20 protein-coding genes are annotated in these 18,832 nt (G+C 37.3%); 5 read left to right on the top strand and 15 right to left on the bottom strand.

Annotation, left to right across the window (positions count from 1 at the left end; all coding sequences use genetic code 11):
* Window positions 1-30 precede the first annotated feature (30 nt).
* On the bottom strand, window positions 31-672 hold the full coding sequence (gene trmB, locus KUV80_RS00640) for a tRNA (guanosine(46)-N7)-methyltransferase TrmB (RefSeq protein ID WP_222460764.1): 642 nt from the start codon (window positions 670-672) through the stop codon (window positions 31-33).
* Between the two features lie 125 nt (window positions 673-797).
* Between trmB and KUV80_RS00635 the strand changes: the two genes are divergently transcribed.
* On the top strand, window positions 798-1,082 hold the full coding sequence (locus KUV80_RS00635) for a YtzH-like family protein (protein WP_222460763.1): 285 nt from the start codon (window positions 798-800) through the stop codon (window positions 1,080-1,082).
* Window positions 1,083-1,126: 44 nt separating this feature from the next.
* Here KUV80_RS00635 and KUV80_RS00630 read toward each other — a convergent pair whose 3' ends face one another.
* The 6 genes from KUV80_RS00630 to thpR form a co-directional block, all read right to left on the bottom strand.
* Entirely contained in the window at window positions 1,127-1,909 is a 783-nt protein-coding gene (locus tag KUV80_RS00630) for a phosphotransferase family protein (RefSeq protein WP_222460762.1), read from the bottom strand.
* 158 nt (window positions 1,910-2,067) lie between these two features.
* Complete coding sequence (gene pulA, locus KUV80_RS00625; protein ID WP_222460761.1) at window positions 2,068-4,209, bottom strand: type I pullulanase; 2,142 nt, start codon at window positions 4,207-4,209, stop codon at window positions 2,068-2,070.
* Between the two features lie 104 nt (window positions 4,210-4,313).
* Entirely contained in the window at window positions 4,314-4,508 is a 195-nt protein-coding gene (locus tag KUV80_RS00620) for a hypothetical protein (protein WP_222460760.1), read from the bottom strand.
* 27 nt (window positions 4,509-4,535) lie between these two features.
* Entirely contained in the window at window positions 4,536-5,459 is a 924-nt protein-coding gene (locus KUV80_RS00615; RefSeq protein ID WP_222460759.1) for a diacylglycerol/lipid kinase family protein, read from the bottom strand.
* A 48-nt stretch (window positions 5,460-5,507) separates the two neighbouring features.
* The gene (locus tag KUV80_RS00610) at window positions 5,508-6,290 is read right to left on the bottom strand and encodes a hypothetical protein (protein WP_222460758.1); all 783 of its coding nucleotides are present in this window, start codon (window positions 6,288-6,290) and stop codon (window positions 5,508-5,510) included.
* Between the two features lie 20 nt (window positions 6,291-6,310).
* A complete protein-coding gene (gene thpR, locus KUV80_RS00605) occupies window positions 6,311-6,874 on the bottom strand; it encodes an RNA 2',3'-cyclic phosphodiesterase (protein WP_222460757.1) in 564 nt (187 codons plus the stop codon).
* Between the two features lie 117 nt (window positions 6,875-6,991).
* On the opposite strand from thpR, the gene cysK reads away from it, so the two are divergent.
* The gene (gene cysK / locus KUV80_RS00600; protein ID WP_222460756.1) at window positions 6,992-7,927 is read left to right on the top strand and encodes a cysteine synthase A; all 936 of its coding nucleotides are present in this window, start codon (window positions 6,992-6,994) and stop codon (window positions 7,925-7,927) included.
* Between the two features lie 293 nt (window positions 7,928-8,220).
* Here cysK and KUV80_RS00595 read toward each other — a convergent pair whose 3' ends face one another.
* Genes KUV80_RS00595 through KUV80_RS00585 form a run of 3 tightly spaced genes read right to left on the bottom strand, consistent with a single transcriptional unit; the run spans window position 8,221 to window position 11,866 of the window.
* Window positions 8,221-9,402: an MFS transporter gene (locus KUV80_RS00595; RefSeq protein ID WP_222460755.1), complete on the bottom strand. Its 1,182-nt coding sequence runs from the start codon at window positions 9,400-9,402 to the stop codon at window positions 8,221-8,223.
* Between the two features lie 24 nt (window positions 9,403-9,426).
* A complete protein-coding gene (pepV, locus tag KUV80_RS00590; RefSeq protein ID WP_222460754.1) occupies window positions 9,427-10,830 on the bottom strand; it encodes a dipeptidase PepV in 1,404 nt (467 codons plus the stop codon).
* 28 nt (window positions 10,831-10,858) lie between these two features.
* Entirely contained in the window at window positions 10,859-11,866 is a 1,008-nt protein-coding gene (locus KUV80_RS00585) for a potassium channel family protein (RefSeq protein WP_222460753.1), read from the bottom strand.
* Window positions 11,867-12,292: 426 nt separating this feature from the next.
* On the opposite strand from KUV80_RS00585, the gene KUV80_RS00580 reads away from it, so the two are divergent.
* Complete coding sequence (locus KUV80_RS00580) at window positions 12,293-12,511, top strand: DeoR family transcriptional regulator (protein ID WP_066243921.1); 219 nt, start codon at window positions 12,293-12,295, stop codon at window positions 12,509-12,511.
* 210 nt (window positions 12,512-12,721) lie between these two features.
* Here KUV80_RS00580 and KUV80_RS00575 read toward each other — a convergent pair whose 3' ends face one another.
* Both KUV80_RS00575 and KUV80_RS00570 read right to left on the bottom strand, forming a co-directional pair.
* Window positions 12,722-13,351: a PRC-barrel domain-containing protein gene (locus KUV80_RS00575; RefSeq protein WP_222460752.1), complete on the bottom strand. Its 630-nt coding sequence runs from the start codon at window positions 13,349-13,351 to the stop codon at window positions 12,722-12,724.
* Window positions 13,352-13,390: 39 nt separating this feature from the next.
* Window positions 13,391-14,119 (bottom strand): pseudouridine synthase, encoded by a 729-nt coding sequence (locus KUV80_RS00570; RefSeq protein ID WP_222460751.1) that lies wholly within the window; start codon window positions 14,117-14,119, stop codon window positions 13,391-13,393.
* 99 nt (window positions 14,120-14,218) lie between these two features.
* Between KUV80_RS00570 and KUV80_RS00565 the strand changes: the two genes are divergently transcribed.
* Window positions 14,219-14,656 carry a DUF6884 domain-containing protein gene (locus KUV80_RS00565; RefSeq protein WP_222460750.1) on the top strand — a complete coding sequence of 146 codons (438 nt, stop codon included), beginning with the start codon at window positions 14,219-14,221 and terminating at the stop codon, window positions 14,654-14,656.
* 50 nt (window positions 14,657-14,706) lie between these two features.
* Here KUV80_RS00565 and KUV80_RS00560 read toward each other — a convergent pair whose 3' ends face one another.
* Window positions 14,707-16,311 (bottom strand): putative polysaccharide biosynthesis protein, encoded by a 1,605-nt coding sequence (locus KUV80_RS00560; protein WP_222460749.1) that lies wholly within the window; start codon window positions 16,309-16,311, stop codon window positions 14,707-14,709.
* A gap of 183 nt (window positions 16,312-16,494) precedes the next feature.
* Between KUV80_RS00560 and KUV80_RS00555 the strand changes: the two genes are divergently transcribed.
* Window positions 16,495-17,757 carry an NAD(P)/FAD-dependent oxidoreductase gene (locus KUV80_RS00555; RefSeq protein WP_222460748.1) on the top strand — a complete coding sequence of 421 codons (1,263 nt, stop codon included), beginning with the start codon at window positions 16,495-16,497 and terminating at the stop codon, window positions 17,755-17,757.
* Here KUV80_RS00555 and KUV80_RS00550 read toward each other — a convergent pair whose 3' ends face one another.
* Both KUV80_RS00550 and KUV80_RS00545 read right to left on the bottom strand, forming a co-directional pair.
* Window positions 17,758-17,946: a sporulation protein Cse60 gene (locus KUV80_RS00550; protein WP_222460747.1), complete on the bottom strand. Its 189-nt coding sequence runs from the start codon at window positions 17,944-17,946 to the stop codon at window positions 17,758-17,760.
* Window positions 17,947-18,025: 79 nt separating this feature from the next.
* Window positions 18,026-18,661 carry an SDR family oxidoreductase gene (locus tag KUV80_RS00545; RefSeq protein WP_222460746.1) on the bottom strand — a complete coding sequence of 212 codons (636 nt, stop codon included), beginning with the start codon at window positions 18,659-18,661 and terminating at the stop codon, window positions 18,026-18,028.
* Between the last annotated feature and the right edge of the window lie 171 nt (window positions 18,662-18,832).

Below are 18,832 nucleotides of genomic sequence, written 5' to 3'. Positions count from 1 at the left end.
CTTGAGCAGATGCCCAAGTTTTGAATGTATTTAGGATCGGAATAGTGCTTCCATTCTATATATACGAAATCCTTTTTCAGAGAATTTTTCTTCATATTCAGTCATAACGTTATGACTTATATCGCTTTTATGAAGATCCAGACTGACATCTTGAAAAATCATGCCATATTTAGACATACTGTGAAGCGAATACTCAAATAAACCTTGATTATCTGTTTTAAAATGAATCTCACCTGGATTTTTTAAAATGGTCTCATATTTCTGAAGAAAGCTTTCATGAGTAAGTCTTCTCTTAGCATGTTTTAATTTTGGCCAAGGATCTGAGAAGTTCAAATATACCCGGTCTATTTCACCGTGATCAAAATAATCCAAAAGATGTGTAGCATCAGCACGGATCAACTTAACATTCGATAAACCATTTTCAAGGATCCGATCAAGAGCAGTTATGATGATGCTGTCATAAAGCTCCATCCCTAAGTAGTTTACGGATGGGTTTTGTTTACCCATACCGTTAATAAATTGCCCTTTTCCAGTACCTACTTCAATATGAATCGGATTATCATTCCCAAAAAAAGAATGCCATTTTCCTTTCAATGATTCAGGTTGTATCGATACAATTTCTGGGTTTTCCATTAATTTTTCTTTAGCCCAAGGCTTAAACCGTTGACGCATAACGTTTTTCTCCCCGCCTTACAATCTGTATTTATCCATGATGCGCGTTTCTGACATATCCCTTATATTATAAGGATATTTTTTTCTTAAATCCATAAGCTATGCAATGAAAGGATGTGTAGCATATGCCATTAAATCATAATGATCAATTGAATATCATACGTGACCTTCTTCAAGACCATTATACGGATTGTGCTGGTTCACCATCAGAATGTGCACAAATTGAACGACTTGCTGCACATTTGCTTGAGAATGGTGAAGTACATGAAGATGTAAGAAATATCTTATCCAATATTAATGAGTATAGTCATACAGGCTATTCTCATCAACATTTGGAAGAGCATATTACCAACCATCTTCCACATATTGAGTCTTGGATTAATACCATTCAGACACATCATCCATATTAAGACACTATTCCCTAGGAAATAGTGTCAAGTTTATAACTTATTTGTCAGATAGCACCTGCTAACTTTTTTATCGTTTCTGCAAACTGGGCAGTTTCTTTTAACTGTCCTTTTTCTTTATACCAGAAAAAAGAACTAATCGTTTGTGCTAGGACATACCAGTGCATTCTTCGCTCTAAGCTATCATCTAATGTCTCACCGTAAATTCTTAGCCAGTCCTCCCACTTTTCATAAGGAATATAGCTATATAACAACATTCCAAGATCCAGTGCAGGGTCTGCAATCATAGCTCCATCCCAGTCGATAAGAAATAATTCGTTGGAATCACTTAGCAACCAATTGTTATGGTTTACATCACAATGACACACTACCATCTCTTCTACTTGTATCTCAGAAGCTGTTTCCATTAAGTACGCAAAAGAGTCGTTAATTATTTCTAAATAATCTTTTTCTTTAGGTATTTGCTTTTGGATATCTTTTAACAGATCAATAGGTGTGAGCCGTTTCTTTTCAAGCCGCTTCATCATCCCGAGCAATTCTTGGGATTGATGAATTTTTGCTAATAACTGAGCTACATTTTCACTCATCATATCTGCAGCTTTTAATTCTCTGCCATTAAGCCATTGCTGAGCCGTAATGACATCTCCATTGCCAAGCCTCTTAGTCCATAGTAACTTTGGTACAATGCCTTCAGCTGAAAGGACCGCTAAAAACGGAGAGGAATTACGCTTCAAAAACAGTTTTTGGTTACCATATTCAGCTATATACGCTTCTCCTGTTGCTCCACCAGCAGGTGAAACCTGCCAATCTTCTCCCAAAATCTGTTCCAAATTGTTCACCTTCTTGTCATGTTAAAAAATCCGTTTTCCCATTCAATCATTCAGCTAAAAAATAAATTAAATATTCCGTTTCTAATAAAAATACTGCGAAGTCATTATTTTATCACAAAAAAACAATAAAAGCACTTGAATATTGAGACTCTAACATTCTATTCTTTGTATAACAACGAAAAAGACAAGGGGTTTAAGAAATAAGATTCCGAAGCTTTTTCATTTAGACAACGTTTTTCATCTTCTATTGCAATACTCCAAGTTTCCCCAATAAGCGGTATACGTACCACCTTTAAAGAATGATTAAAAAGCAGCAATACTTTATCCCAATAAGAATTCTTTTCTTTTTTATCGGTTAAAGAAAGTTGAATTTCAACTCCAAAAACTGAATTGGGAAGAGCTCTTTTTTGAAAAAGAGTACATTGAGCGTCTCGGAAAATAAGTTGTTCTCGACGAATTTTAAGGAGTTCCCGAAAATATTGTATTTCCTTCTGATTCTTGTCACACTCATTCCAATTCATCCTGTTAATTTCATCAGGCATATTATAGCTGTTTTCGATCCCTTTTTTCGTTCGAAAAAACTCTTGCCCGGCGTGTATAAATGGAACACCGTGGGAAAGCAGGGTAAATGCTAAAGCAAGCTGTTGCCTCTTTCTTCTAATTTTTTCTGTTTCGTGAGGGTGTCGAATCAATAACAAATCATGAAGCGTATGGTTGTCATGACATTCTGTAAAATTAATGCTTTGCTCGGGCTTTAGAAACGTATCATACTTTCCCGCGAATCCTTTTATGGCATGCATCATCTGATTCATTAGACCATGATCTTCGTTCCCATTAATAAACCCACTAGTACCATTAGGGAAAATACTGCCCTTTACGCAATCACGAAACGAGTCATTGAAAAAAGAATAATCCGGCAGTTTTTTAGCGGAATGTAATGCCGCTTTTTTTTCAGGAGCAAGATACGTGTTTAAATCCCAGCCTTCTCCAAGTAAAAACAATCCAGGATTTAAGGATTTTAGTCTTTTTGCAGCAATACTCATCGTCTCTACATCATGTATTCCCATAAGGTCAAAACGAAAACCGTCTATCTTGTATTCAATCATCCAGAATGTGAGAGCATCAATAATAAACTTTCTCATCATTTTTCTTTCTGATGCCGTATCGTTGCCCACTCCTGTTCCGTTAACGGGGTTGCCGCCTTCATCATAGCGAAAATAATATCCAGGAACCAATTTCTCAAAAGCTGATTCTTCACGTTTGTAGACATGGTTAAACACTACATCTAAAATGACAGAAAGACCGTTTCCTTGAAGACTTTGAATAAGACTTTTAAGCTCTTTAATTCTGCAGACGGGGTCATTTGGGTCAGTAGCATAAGAACCTTCTGGTGCAAAAAAATGAACCGGATCATATCCCCAGTTATACTGTTCATCAGATCTTGACTCATCTACACTTCCAAAATCAGCTACCGGCATTAGTTGCACATGGCTAACGCCTAAGCTTGTTAAATAATCTAATCCTGTAGAATTTCCGAGAGTCGTCTTCGTGTTTTTTTCAGTTAACCCTAAATATTTTCCTTTATGTTTTACGCCGCTATCTTCATGTATGGTAAAATCCCTTATATGAAGCTCATAAATAATGCTATCTGTTTTAGGACGCAGATTCATTTTCTTTTCTGATCGATTCCAAATTTCCGGATCTGTCTCTCTTAAATTAATAACGACTGATTTCTCTCCATTTATTGTTACAGAACGGGCATAAGGATCTGTAGTTTCAACCCATTCATGGTTCACTTTTGCCAGGTATCTATATTGTGTTAAATGATGATTACCCTCTAGAGTAATTCGCCATACTCCCTTTTCCGTTCTTTCCATAGAAGCTTGCATGAGTTCATTCGTATCTGATTTTTGGTATTGAATAAGCATTGCCACAGCTACAGGAGACCACACTTTAAAAGTAGTTGATTCTGGTGAATGGATAGCACCAAGTGAACCTTCCATAAAAAACATGGAATCAAACTGTTCAGTCCTCACAATACTTCCCATCTTTACAGGAATACGATGTCCGCTTGCTGAAACCCAATATTCTTTAGATAAATCAATGGTTACTGACGTATTGCACTTATATATATGTTGCTGATCAAACTCCTCTTGCTTTACGATGGTTAATGGGTACGTGAAACCATCCGCATCAAATAAAGTAAATGCAGGGCTGATGGATAATGATGTCCTAGCAACAATTGTAATCAATGAAAAATCATCTATATAAGCTTCTGCATCAAACTTGTTCAATCCCATCTTTCACACCCCTTATGTTAGCTATTACATCATATTGAACTTAATTTCAAAATGTTATTCGTTAATATGTAAAAAGTGAGAGGGATAACCCGCTCTCACTCATCTTATAAATATTTATTTTTTAAGATTCTTCCCGTAATCACCATAGCCGAATAGATGAGAATCGGTACAAAAATTCCCCACATTAGATGATTATTGGTTATGTCTAAAAGCCATTCCTTAACTCCAGGTTTTTTTTGAATTAACGCAAGCCAAAGCAAGCTAAAAAGAGTAATATTAAAAAAATCGGTCCATTTCATTTTATTCACCACTCAAATTTGTATATTTTACACTTTAATTGGTACTGCAAAAGCATCTACCTCAATGGATACAGGTGTTGTTCCTTTATATTCACCGTCAGCATGAATGGCAACAGGCCGATCTGTAGTAACGGTTATTCTCTTTCCAGTATATTGGGAAACTCCTTTTACCTTTACATGTCCTCCCCAAAAAACGGAAACAAAAAGGATGAGAAGTTTTACTAGTGAAATTTGATGGACTACGCAAATATCGAATTTTCCATCGTTGTGTTTCGCATCTGGACATATTTTCATGCCTCCACCGTAATAAGGCATGTTTCCGATCGCAACAAGCCAGACTGAGTGAAAATGATGGTGATGACCGTCAATTTCCATTTCAAGTGAAACCGGTTTATACGATTTAAGAACTTTAAAAAGCGCAAACACATATGCAAGAGTTCCTAATTTAAGCTTGTGAAGATATTTTTTATAAGGTGCTTCGTTTGTGTATTTTGCTACTTCTCCATCCAAACCAATGCCGACCGCGCTTAAGAATACTTGGCTTATCTTACTTCTTCCTAATAACCGCAAAACTCCAGCATCACTCTTTATCGTCCGGTTTCTCTTTAAGTAGGATATCTGGCTTTTTATATCCTTAACTTGATTCGTCATCACACGGACAATATCATTACCCGAGCCGCCTGAAATAAATCCTAGTTGAATATCTGATTGACCTTTTATCCCATTGAACACTTCATGAATCGTTCCATCGCCGCCAACAGCAATAATAGCTCGAATGGACTCTTTATTTATATATGTAATCTTTTTTGCGATTTCAACAGCATGACCGGCATGCTCCGTGTAAAAGGTCCGATAAGGAATACCTTCATTGTTTAATTCTTTTCCTAACCGTTTAAAGGTTTTTACTGCTTTCTCGTTATTTGCATTAATAATAAAAAAATATCTTTTCATAAGATGAGTCCTCGATTATCTGTTTTGTTACCAATTCGACAAATTCATTCAAATTCCTTCAAAGCTAACTTCAGACTCTTTAGTTAAAGGATCTTTGCGGTAAAGAGAATTCGTCAATCCGTTTTCCAAAATAGCAGACACACACTTAAGCTGTTGACTCTTTACAGGGGCTGGTTCGTGATTGACTTGCGTTTTCCAACCCTTGAATGTTCGTTTATCAATGCAAGTCAATTTTCTCCAATCATTAGGTAAATCTATAAATGCTTCTGGAGCTATTATCGCTTGTCTCAATGTCAGTTGCTGTTGAAAAGGTTGAACCCATTCGCCTATTATATGGCTCATCCTTTCAAGCCGTACGACAGGACTTAACTTTGTTTGAATATGTTCTGGATCAATATTTTTCCAAAAACGCTTATTCTCACATTCATTCCAGATTCCTTCCCCATCCATCCATACTATCAGCCATACACTCGCTGGTCCTACTAAAATAATATCCAATTCAATTGGTGCGCCTTTCACCAATAGTACGGGCTCATAAAATAAAAAATAGTTATCTGGGATCTCTTCCGTAAGAAAGTGCAGCGCTTTACTTTTCATATATTTTGGTTGAAAATTTGATATTTCCTTTACTGTGGATGATACCCATTTTACTTGATGATGAAAAAGTTGTTTTCGAAAATCTTTTTTTAGCGATTTATTCTTTTTTTCCTCGTTCACTTGTAAAAACTCTTTCCATCTATTTTCCTTTATTCGCATAAATAACGATTGATAATGGTAAAGGTTTTTTTCGTATCGTGATACATAATCTTGAATTTTAACTAGTTGAGCCATCCTTTTCTCCCTCCGCTCTGTTATCTATTTAATGAAAAGGATTGTACGGTTCGATACTTTGGGTGTTTCTCAAAATGCGTTTCATATAATATCAGATTTTTGGCCTCAAACTGCAGCTCCTTACCTTCTTTTTTCCACCATTGGTCTCCATCAACTACTTCTTGAGCAGATTCAGTGACAAGCTTTCTTGCTAGTGTAACATGAGGAGTATAAGGTCTTTTCTCTAATGTGAAGCCCGCTTCCTGGCAGGAATACGCAACTTGTTTTTGCAGATTATATAAACGAGGCTGATCCTTTAAACCAGCCCAAAAAATCCTTGGACGGTCGTGGTTGCCGAAAAAACCAAAATGATTAATGGCTAAGGAAAAAACATCATGGTTAGTGACAGTTTCCCTTACCGCTAGAGTTAAAGAATGCAATTGCTCATGAGACGCTTTACCTAAAAAAGCAAGCGTAACATGGTAATCTTCTTGATGCACCCACGTTTTAAAAGAATGACTTTTTTTAATACCCTTACACATTTCAGCTAGCTTTATTTTTACTTGGGCAGGAAGTTGTAAGGCAATAAATAAATGTCTTTCCATAACGTTCACCACTTTCCACTTTTTATTTTATCAGATTTTGAGATAACACCTATCTGCTTTTTTACCGAAACACTTATTTGTTATACTAGTAAAAGCAATTTAAAGGGAGTGCAAATCATGAGAGTCGTTTCAAATATCGCGGATTTGATCGGAGATACACCGATCGTTAAATTAAACCGACTTCCCCATCCTGATGGAGCAGATGTTTATGTGAAGCTTGAATATTACAATCCAAGTAGAAGCTTAAAAGATCGTGCAGCCTTTAATATGATTATTGAAGCTGAGAAAAAGGGTTTGTTAAAAGAGGGCTCAACTATAATTGAGCCCACATCGGGTAATACAGGTATAGGCTTAGCCATGAATGCAGCGGCTAGAGGATATAAATCCATTATTGTCATGCCTGATACGATGACGGAAGAACGAATCAATCTATTAAAAGCGTATGGTGCGAAGGTTGTGCTGACTCCTGGAGATGAAAAAATGCCAGGGGCTATCAAAAAAGCAAGAGAGTTAGTTGAAGAAATTCCAAACAGCTTTATGCCTATGCAATTTGAGAATCCTTCAAATCCAGACGCCCATCGTCACAGTACGGCAATTGAAATTAAAGAAGCGATAGAAGAAATCAACAAGCCATTCACTGCTTTCATTGCTCCCGCTGGAACAGGAGGAACGATAACAGGTACTGGCGAAACATTAAAATCATTCTTTCCAGATCTAACGGTTCATGTAGTTGAGCCTAAAGGATCTCCCGTGCTATCTGGAGGAAAGCCTGGAAAACACAAACTTGTCGGTACAAGCCCAGGATTTATCCCTTCAATATTAAATCAAAACATTTACGATGAGATCGTTCAAGTAAATGATGAGGATGCGTATACAATTACTAGACGCCTCGCTGCGGAAGAAGGAATACTTGTCGGTCCATCTTCAGGTGCAGCCGTTTATGCTGCTTTAACAATCGCAGAAAAACGCAAAAAAGGAGAAATCGTTATATGTATGACCTGTGATTCAGGAGAACGATATCTTTCAAGTGATCTGTTTCAATTTAATTCATAAAAAAACATCCCGGCCATAAATGACCGGGATGTTTTTTATGCCTGTTTTCGCAAACTTTGTTGTTTTTGGAAGGAGTTGTTTTCCGTTTTCCTTGGGCTTAGCACCATTAGGAGTCTCACCTGTCTAGCTTTAGCGGCTAGCCCCTCGAGGTCAAAAGGTAAACGGTCATGAAGGCAAAATGCGCCTTCTTAGCCCATTCCCCTTTTGCTTGTCCGGGCTGAACGAGCCGCTTCCGCTTTTCAATAGTCTAGCTTTAGCGGCTAGCCCCCCGATGTCAAAAGTTATAGAGCCTTTTAGATAGATCTTTGGACTAATATTAATCCCTTCTCTTCCATTCGGGATAAGATAAAGACCATTAAAAGTCCTGCAAACGTTAGGACACCGAAAAACAAGTACGTGTAGAAGATGGAGTACTTATCAAAGATAGCTCCACCTACAAACGTACAAAACCATGAGCCAAGACCATTTCCGACAGCTGTGTACAAGGAGACTGCCGTTGCTCTCACTTCACTTGGTGTATATATTCTTACATATTCCATTGCTGCAGGGATAAATAACCCTACTGAGAACCCTTGTACAATGGTTGTTGCAAGTACAATGGAAAAAGATGGTTCAAAAAAGTAAAATGTCCAACGCACAGCAGAAACTGTCGCTGCAAACATCATAATCGGCATCATGCCCCATTTTTTTATGGTAATACCGGCAAACTTCATGAACGGAGCCTCACTCCCGGCTGCCAGTAAAAAAGCTAAGCCCACACCCGCTAAAGTGCCTCCCGTCTCCTGGATATAAAACCCAAAGTAAAAATTATTAGCAAAGATAGGACCAAACACTAAAAAAGTCGCTGCTAGAAATACCATAAAGGATGGCATTTTTATCAGTTTGTCAACGCCTTTCCTTAAATCCGTTTTTAAGGATTGATTCTCTTTCGGCATATTAAAAACAAATAATACACAGAGAATTAAAACAGCTGAAAACATATAAAATATCACTTGAATGCCATAGATCTCAGCAAGTCTTCCAGCAATATAAACTGCAATTGCAAAGCCGATAGCTCCAAAAAGTCTATAGTTGCCATACTGTTTATTTTCTTTTTGCACATAATTGAGAAGTATGCTGTCAGATACCGGAATCATTGCACTTTGCATAAAAGAAAATAAAATCAACAAAAACAATAGCCATATATATGAATTAAGAAGCAAAATACTGTATCCTAAAACGGCCGTTACTAATAAAGAAAGGCCTAACACCGACCTTGGTCTCCTAGTGAAATCTGTAATCAAGCCCCATAAAGGCTGAGCAAAAATCATGACAACTGGACTTATCGACATGAGAGTACCAATTTCGGTGCCACTTAAGCCCACTTCTTCTTTAAAATAAACACCTAGCAAAGGAAATAAACTTCCCAGACCGAAAAAACAAAGCAAATAAAAACCTTTTAAACTAAATGAGGTTTGATCGAAAGTTTTGTTCATGATGTTTCCCTCTTCTCTATTTGCCTATTTGGCAAGTTCGTAAATCGCTTGAGCATAAATAGCTGCAGCTTGTAGCAAGTCATCTACATGCATGTATTCATCCTTTTGATGAGCCACGTCTTCGCGTCCCGGGAACAATGCACCAAATGCCACACCCGTGGTCAGTGATCTTGCATATGTACCACCGCCGATGGCAATCAGCTCACCCTCTTCACCTGTTTGCTCCTTGTATACTTTTTGCAATGTCTTGATCATAGGATGGTTTTCATCCACGAAGTTTGGTGGATTGTTTTCGATAATCTTTATTTTCCATGTATCTGATTCTGCTTTTTTTGTAAGAACCGCCTCAATTTGTTCACTGTTATGAGTAACAGGATAACGAATATTCATCCCAACCTTGCCGCCTCCTTGACAGCTGTAGTTCATAACACCTACATTCACAGTTAAGCTACCGCTTTCCTTATCTTCAGCAGCAATGCCTAGCTTCTTGCCAGAAAACTCTCCGCTAGCCTGATCTAGCAATGTTAAAAATTTCTTTTCTTGACCTGTGAAAGAAAATCCTTTTAAAAACTCAGCAAGCATTAATCCAGCATTAATGCCAATCTCAGGAGTACTGCCGTGCGCAGACTTTCCTTCCGCTTGAATCGTAAGAACTTCCTCTTCAAGAATGGTACGGCAATCCATGTTTTTCGTCTTTGCAAAAAGCTTAAATTCCTTTTCTAATTCTGCTAAGGATCTGCCGCTTATTTTGGCAATTGCTCGATCAGGTACCATATTTAAGCGTTGACCAGATTGAAATGACACTAACTGGATTTCCCCAATGTCATGATTATTTGAATCAAGTGTAAATTGAACATCAAATATGCCTTTTTCTGCATTAATGATTGGGAAATCTGCATCTGGTGCAAATCCGTAGTCAGGCATTTCTTCTTTATTGAAATAGTGTCTTACACATTGCCAGTTGCTTTCTTCGTCACAACCGATTATCATGCGAACTCGCTTTGATAAAGGAAGTTTCAACTCCTGAATGATCTTCATCGCATAAAAAGCAGCCATCGTTGGCCCTTTATCATCGATCGCTCCTCTGGCGTAAATCTTTCCATCTTTTATCTCAGCTCCAAATGGGTCAAATGACCAGCCCTCACCTGGAGGAACAACATCCACATGACACAGGATGCCGATGAGCTCTTCACCGCTTCCCATTTCTAAGTGCCCAGCATATCCATCTACATTCTTTATGGTCATCCCACTCTTTTCACCAAGGGTGAGCATATAGGACAAGGCTTTTTCAATTTCCGGACCAAATGGCGCGCCTTCTTTTCCGTTTGACTCATCAAGTAAACTTGGAATGGTCAAAAGACCCTTTGTATCTTCTAAAAGCTGCTCTTTTCTTTTCTCTATTTCCTCTTTCCAATGAATAATTGTCAATGGTTACACCCTTTCAGTATTAAAAATCTTATCTTAGCGCTTCATACTCTTCTTTACCGCAAATGATATATAATCTTGCATTCTCTGGTATGGGTTCGTTTAATTTTTTATTAATGCTAAGGTCACTGCCATCAGATATTAAAGTGGCTCCTTCTTGTAATAGAGCTTCGAAAGCATCTTTGTACGTTTTCCAATCCTTTTTCTTTCTGATTTCAAACAGATTTTCTCCTGTTTTATGTGACAGAAGCTGTGTATAAATATCTGTTATTCCTTTTGAGAAAGCTGAACGGACTGCCATGCGTGAAACCGTCTCATGACTCAATACAAACTCATCTACTTTAGCATGCCTAAAATTTTTAATATGCTCTTCTTTTTTTATCTCAACCGTACTATGTATATGTGGATTTAATCTTTCGACAGAAGTTACAATCAACAACGTTTTTCCATCAGTAAGGGCTGCATCTTGTATTGTATCATCTGAAAAGACCAGAACAGAACGCGCCTCTTTTATGTTTCCCTGCAATAGCACAGTCTCACTTGAAGGATCTCCTTGAATGTAATGTACATTTTTATGGGAGATGGGTGTTACTGGTAACAGATCGATTAAAACGATGTTTAGTTCTGGGTGTGTTTCGATAATTTCTGATATCGCATACCTTACTTTTTCAGACCAGCCAATAATAATAAAATGATTTTTCCCTTTAAATTCCAACCTGCCTTCCTCCTTACGTTTTCGTTGAGCACCTAGAGCTTCTACTAGCTTACCGATGGCCAAACCTGCAATGCCAATCCCAATTAAAAAAATAAAAATTGCATACATTCTTCCTGCCAAACTTACTGGATAAAAATCTCCATAACCAACTGTCGTAACGGTAGTCATCACATACCATAATGCATCAAACCAGCCAGGAAAAGTCTGAGGTTCTAAAAAACGCATAACAATTGATGAGAAGATGACGATAAATAAAGTAACAGAGAAAATACCAAGCTTGTCCAAGACGAATATTGAATTGAATAGTTTCCGAAGTATATACACCAAACCACCCCTAATTCTTAACGAATTCTTTTCCGTTATCATTGTACCTTATCTTAAACGTTTTTGTTAACGTCGTTTACTAATGATTGGGAAATGTTAGGTGTTGACATTTTTTAACTTTCGTGTATAATGATGCGTAAATAGGAGGTGTGGTGTGTTTACCTGTACTGACAATATTCCTTATGTGAGGATTATATGTTCGTTACCTAGGTTTTGCTGCATAGCCGCACAGACATCTTTTTGAATGAGGTACAACAACAATGGCTTACGCAGCGAAGAGAACCGATTTGGTTTCTTCGCTTTTTTGTATCCAATGGACAAATTGAAAAAATATTTAAAATATTGCAATTGAACATTCATACTTCATTAACTTTTGATTGGTATCATATAGTATGTTAACAACTAATCTAAACAAGGAGTGGTTTTTTGAGTCCTTCAACTGACAGAATGTTGAATCGTGTAAAAGCACTGTATTTGTTTATTCGCAAGAAAGGTACTGTAACAACACGAGAATTAGTTGAAGAATTTGGAACTACACAGCGGACCATCCAGAGAGATTTGAATGTACTTTCTTATAACAACTTAGTCACAAGTCCTGCCCGCGGAATGTGGGAAACGACTGGAAAAAAAGTAAAAGTTTCTTGATCTAACATATAACGAACAACGGATAAGCTTACACTCAAAAAAATCCCGCCAGTATTTTTGGCGGGGTCTTTTTTTAGGCTTTTTTCGTTAACTATTAAACCAAAAGGATGACAGGGTCTCAGATACTTTGCTTTTAAGCTGTCTATCTGGTCCCCCCAGCCATATTAAACCTTTCACCCAATCAACTTCTTAATCAACGTGGTATCTTCTTTATAATTCTTCTGGGTTATTTCTTAAAAGTAACTCTGGTGTTTGCTGGATTCTCCACTCTCTAGAATTCCAGTTGGGTTCACCAGTTACGGGCATGAATTTTTCATCATGTCCTAACAAGCTTTTCCAAAAACCTTCTGAAAGAACAAAACCAACAACTTGCTGTCGGTTAGCATCCATAACAAGGTCTTTGATCTTACCAATTTTTTCACCGTTTTGATCGATTACATTCCAATCCTTTACAGCCATAAAAGAATAACATTCTGTCGGTTCTTCTTTTTGTCTTTCATTACCAGTAAAAACCAGCTTCTCTTCATCCACGTTCACAACTTGATGCCATGGAATGAAGTACGTTTCTTTTGTCGCGTTTTGATTTCTTTCAGAATAAGCTTTACCAGTCATAGGTGCGTGCTGCGTCCCTATTCCAGATGTTGCAGCGACAACGGTTTCCATATGTTTATCTTCAGGCATATCTTGACCTTTTGCACCATGGTCCTCAACAGAGAAAGTAAAATAGCATAAACGGTGATCATACTTATTAAAAAGAATATCGTTTACTTTATGATCATTAAGAGGAGCAGCATCATGTTCGGCTTTAGCACCAATTAACTTCTCAGCATATAACATCATTTTTTTTCCTCCTTTTTCTTGGAGGATACCCCTTATGTTTTATTCAAAAACATCCTCTGATACAGACAACAGAGAAAGCTCCTCTTCCGTTAATTCACGATATGAACCTAGTGGTAAAGACTCATCAAGTTTTAATCTTCCCATTTGTACTCTTTGAAGATATTCCACTTTCCGACCTACTGCTTCAAACATTCTCTTTACCTGATGAAATTTCCCTTCTGTTATGGTTAAAAGAATTTCGGATTTTTCCCTTTCATCTTTAATAACCTGTAGTTTTGCAGGCTGTGTTTTATATCCATCCTCTAAAATGATACCTTCTTTAAATTTTTCAAACGTGAGCTCTGGAACAGACCCATTTATTTTTGCGAAATAAGTTTTTGGCACATGTTTTTTTGGCGATAATAAGGAATGGGACAGCTGTCCATCGTTCGTTATAATGAGTAATCCTTCTGTATCTTTGTCTAATCTTCCTACAGGAAAGGGTTCAAATACTTGTTCTTCTAAATGTAATAGATCGATAACCGTTTCATGCCGAGAATCTTCTGTCGCTGAAATAACGCCTTGGGGTTTATTCATCATTAAATATACAAATTCCCTATATACAGCTTGTTCACCATGAACCAATACCATGTCTTTATCAGGATCAGCTTTTGTTTTGGGATCTTTTATTACATCTCCATTTACCGTTACCGCTCCAGATTTCAATAATTGTTTTACTTCTTTTCTGCTTCCAAACCCAGTATTTGAAAGCCATTTATCAATTCTCATATAAACTCCACCTTCATGATCTATTTTGCCTATATTATTGTAAAAAATTGATTGATTTTAGTTAAAACGGGGTAATTTAGTACTATGGGAGGAATTGGCATGAAAAGGAAAATAGGTCTTCTAGCTACTGCAAGAAAAAAAGGATCAACCCCATCTGCAGCGATAGATTTATACATAAGTCCATTATTCGTTAAGTCCGTTCAATATGCACAGGAAAATTATGATGATTTCTATTTTTATAGTGCAAAAGAAGGACTTTTAACGAAAGATCAATACATTGAACCGTATAATATTTCCATCAAGAATTTATCTACCTTAGCAAAACGGGAATGGGCAATAAAGGTTGTTTCTGAACTAGAGAAACATGTAAGACCCTCTCAATGTAAGATCTACATCCACGGTGGCTGGGTATATCGTGAATACCTTCAGCCAGCATTAGAACGGGCTGGATATCAATTTGACGTTCCACTTGAGGGCTTTAGTATCGGAAAACAGCTTAAATGGTATGATGAACAGCAAAAAATAAAAAATAAGTAGTCCATCATTGGAAAAGAAGGCTTATTACAGCCTTCTTTTTTCATGCGCATTTAATTCTTTCCTCTTAAAAAAGGGATTCTGTCTCCTAATATGATCTTTAATAATCCAGAACGGTAACTTAAATAAGCGTAAACCGCTCCACCCGTTACAATACCGATAGCTAATTTCATGATAGAGCCCATCCTAGTTTCGGTATCACCCAACAGCATCGTTACTACTGCTACAGCTATTCCCATTATTGCGATAAATACCGTCATTAGCACTGTTCTTCTATATACCCACTTAAATGAAAACCCGCTGTATTTTTTTATGATATACAGGTTAAACAGAATAGAGAGGGTATAACCGATATTTGTTGCAATAACAGACCCTGTTCCACCAAACCCTAATAAGAGGGGTTTATTTAGCAGAAATTTTGCAAGAAAACCAAGACCTAAACTGATAAATGCAAAACGCTGCTGGTTTAAGCCTTGTAATATAGCTGCTGTTACGGTAAACATCGCAAACCATAACCCTGTAGGTGCATACCATTGCAAGTAATAGCCCCCCGTTTTCATATTGTCTATTCCAAATAGTGCACCATAAGCTGGATAAGCCAATACCGTTAAGCCAATCGCTGCTGGAGCTGTTAAGAATAAAACAATCTGAAACGTTTGTGTGATTTGTTTATGCAATAACTCTCCATTATTCTGAGTAAAAGATTTCGTAATAACCGGAATTAATGTTAAAGCTAAAGCAGTTGCTAACGATACAGGAATCATAACAATCTTATGAGCAATCTGAGTAATGATTGCATAAACAGATTCAGCTTCTTTTTGAGTATATTCAATAGTCTTTAGTGTTTTTACAATGGTAAATTGATCGATTAGTTGGTAGAGCGGAATCGCTAAACCAACTGCAACAAAAGGAATGGCATATTTTATTGTTTCTTTATAAATTTCCATTAAGGAAATATCTGATGCAGGCTTACTATTATCGTAAAGTTTTTGCAAGTGCGGTTTCCGTTTTCGCCAATACCATAGAAGGACAATAAAGCCGGCAACAGCACCTAACGTGGCTGCAAAAGTAGCGAGTCCGACAGCAGTTGTAATACTGCCATTTAAAATTTCAACAATAATATAACTGCCTACTAGAATAAATACAATACGGACAATTTGCTCAATAACCTGTGAGACTGCTGTAGGCCCCATGGATTGGTATCCTTGAAAATAACCACGAATTAAGCTCATGGATGGCACGATAATGAGAGCAGTACTCACCATTCTGATTACAAAGGTTATATCTGATATACTATTTCCTTTTCCGCCATACTTTCCAATAATAGAATGAGCGAGAATAGGGGCAAGGTTATATAACAGCAGAAACGCCAAGAAGCCAGTTATGGTCATGATTAAAAGACCTGACCGTAACAACCTTCTGCCTGTAGCATAATCTCCTAGAGCATTATATTTTGATACGAACTTTGAAACGGCAAGTGGTACACCCATTGTGGAAATACTAAGCAATATGGTATACGGTATGTAGGCATATCCATATAGAGCCATGCCTTCTTCATCAACTAGATTTGTAAATGGAATTACATAGATCAGACCGATAAATTTAGAGAAAAATGTTGCGGCCGTTAAGATCAATGTTCCACGAAGTAATCGGGACAAACTTTTCAGCTCCTAGTAATCATCCTAAAACATTATTAGTATTGTATCACATAAAAAGTCCATGTAACCTCATTTAACTTTTTTGCAAATAAGTAAGGAATATGAAAATACATAGCCTTTTTTAGAAAGCTATGCTATTGTATGAAAAGATTTTTAACTGATCGTTAAGAAAGTTGGGATGTTATGAATTATGATTGCGTCGTTATTGGAGGAGGTCCATCAGGATTAATGGCTAGTGTTGGTGCTGCATCAAACGGAGCCAGAGTTCTATTAATTGATAAAGGTGAGAAGCTAGGACGGAAGCTTGCCATTTCAGGCGGAGGCCGCTGCAATGTAACCAATCGATTACCTGTTGAGGAAATTATTAAACACATTCCAGGTAATGGACGTTTTTTATACAGTGCTTTTTCTGTATTCAACAACGAGGACATTATTTCATTTTTTGAGAATCTAGGAATAGAGCTAAAAGAAGAAGATCATGGCCGAATGTTTCCTGTCTCGAATAAAGCAGCTGATGTCGTGACCGCTCTTTTGCAAAAAATTAAACAACTGGGTGTTGAAATTCGAACCAATACTCCTGTGAAAACGATACATTATCACGAAGATGGTCATGAGGTTGTTCTGCAAAACGGACAAATGATTAAAACGAAATCAATCGTTATCGCTGTAGGAGGAAAGTCTGTTCCACATACAGGATCAACTGGTGATGGTTATGCCTGGGCTAAAAAAGCAGGACATACGATAACAGAGTTGTACCCGACAGAAGTTCCCATCACGTCAAACGAACGATTTATTAATCAAAAAACTCTGCAAGGTATCTCTTTGCGTAATGTTGCGCTTTCTGTATGGAATCCTAAAGGCAAACAGATTAAGGCTCATCAAATGGATATGATTTTTACTCATTTTGGTGTTTCGGGGCCAGCGGCATTGCGGTGCAGTCAATATGTTGTAAAAGCGTTAAAACAATTCAATGTCCCAACCATCGAGATGAGGATCGATTCCTTTCCAGATAAAAGTGAAGAAGCCTTACTCTCATCGATTCAAAAAATGATTGAGGGAGAACCGAAAAAGGCGATTAAAAACGTGTTAAAAGGAATGCTGCCAGAAAAGTTTCTGCTGTTTTTAATGGAAAAAGCCGAAGTAGATGGTGATATTTCCGCGGATCAGCTTCAAAAATTAGCACTACGGCAGCTGATTCATCAGATGAAAAACTTTTCTTTCCACGTGAACGGTACTTTATCAATAGAAAAAGCATTTGTAACAGGTGGCGGTGTTTCTGTGAAAGAAATTGCCCCTCAAACGATGGCTTCAAAAAAACAAGAAGGACTTTTCTTTTGTGGTGAAATTTTAGATTTGCATGGCTACACAGGAGGCTACAACATTACCGTTGCTTTCGTTACTGGAAATATTGCAGGAACGAATGCTGCCTATCATGCATTAGGCTAATCATTTTTTATAAATGACCAGGGCTGAAAAAGAAAACATCGTTTCGTTCTCTTCATGAACGTTTTCACAAACGGCGATTTGATACTTTATATCCACAATTCGTTCTTGAGGAATCCCGCTTAAAAATTCATTTAAAGATTCTTCAAGGTCATCTTCGTGATCTTCATCAAATACTTTAACTTGTATCATAATAAACATCCCCTCCTGTTATTTTTCATTTCATCAGGAGAGGGTGTTTTTCCTTTGTAGGACTTTGACTAGTTTTGTCTTACAAATCTTCCAGTGCTGATTTAATCGGTATTTCACCTTCAATCAATTCAAACACTTCATGATATACCTTTTCGTTTCCAAGACATGCAGCAATCGTTCTTGCTACATCTGTTCTCGGGATAGAACCCCGTTCGTTTAATTTCCTCTTTGCCATAATCATACCCATTCCGTCTTCATCGGTTAAAGCACCCGGTCGTAAAATCGTGTAATTTAGTGAACTATCCATTAAGATTTTATCTGCTTTTCCTTTCACTTCAAGATAATGCTGCAAACTTTCAGGTCCTTTTTCAGGGGTATCAGCACCAAGGGAACTCACCATGATAAACTGCTCTATCTCATTTTTTTCGGAAAGCTTAATCGATTTAACAGCTCCTTCATAATCAACAGCCTCTGTCTGCTCAGGCCCAGTATGCCCACCAGACCCTGCTGTAAAAATGACAGCTTCTATCCCTTTAAATGCATGTTGAAAATCTTTTTCAAGATCGCCTAGAACCGCTTCGACGTTTTCATGTTGGAAGTGTTCTTGCTGCTCCTCTTTTCTTACCATCGCTTTTACTGAATGACCTTGCTCTGCCAGAATAGCGCACGTTAATTTTCCAATATTGCCATTTGCCCCGATTACGAGTACATTCACTTTTATCCACTCCTTAATTTGTCTACCTATGTAGTGTTTCACGAATGAGCTTTTATGAAACATACGTGTCTTTTTATTGATCATACACATCACTATTGGATGAGAAGAATGACATAGTCACATAAAAAAACTGACTAAAAAAATCGTTTGTAAACGACTTTTCCAGTCAGC

The sequence above is a fragment of the Fictibacillus nanhaiensis genome (assembly GCF_019801215.1).
GTDB classification, from domain to species: Bacteria; Bacillota; Bacilli; order Bacillales; family Fictibacillaceae; genus Fictibacillus; species Fictibacillus nanhaiensis_C.
The sequence above is the reverse complement of the archived record's forward strand: the minus strand, read 5'-3'. Positions and strand labels throughout refer to the sequence as shown.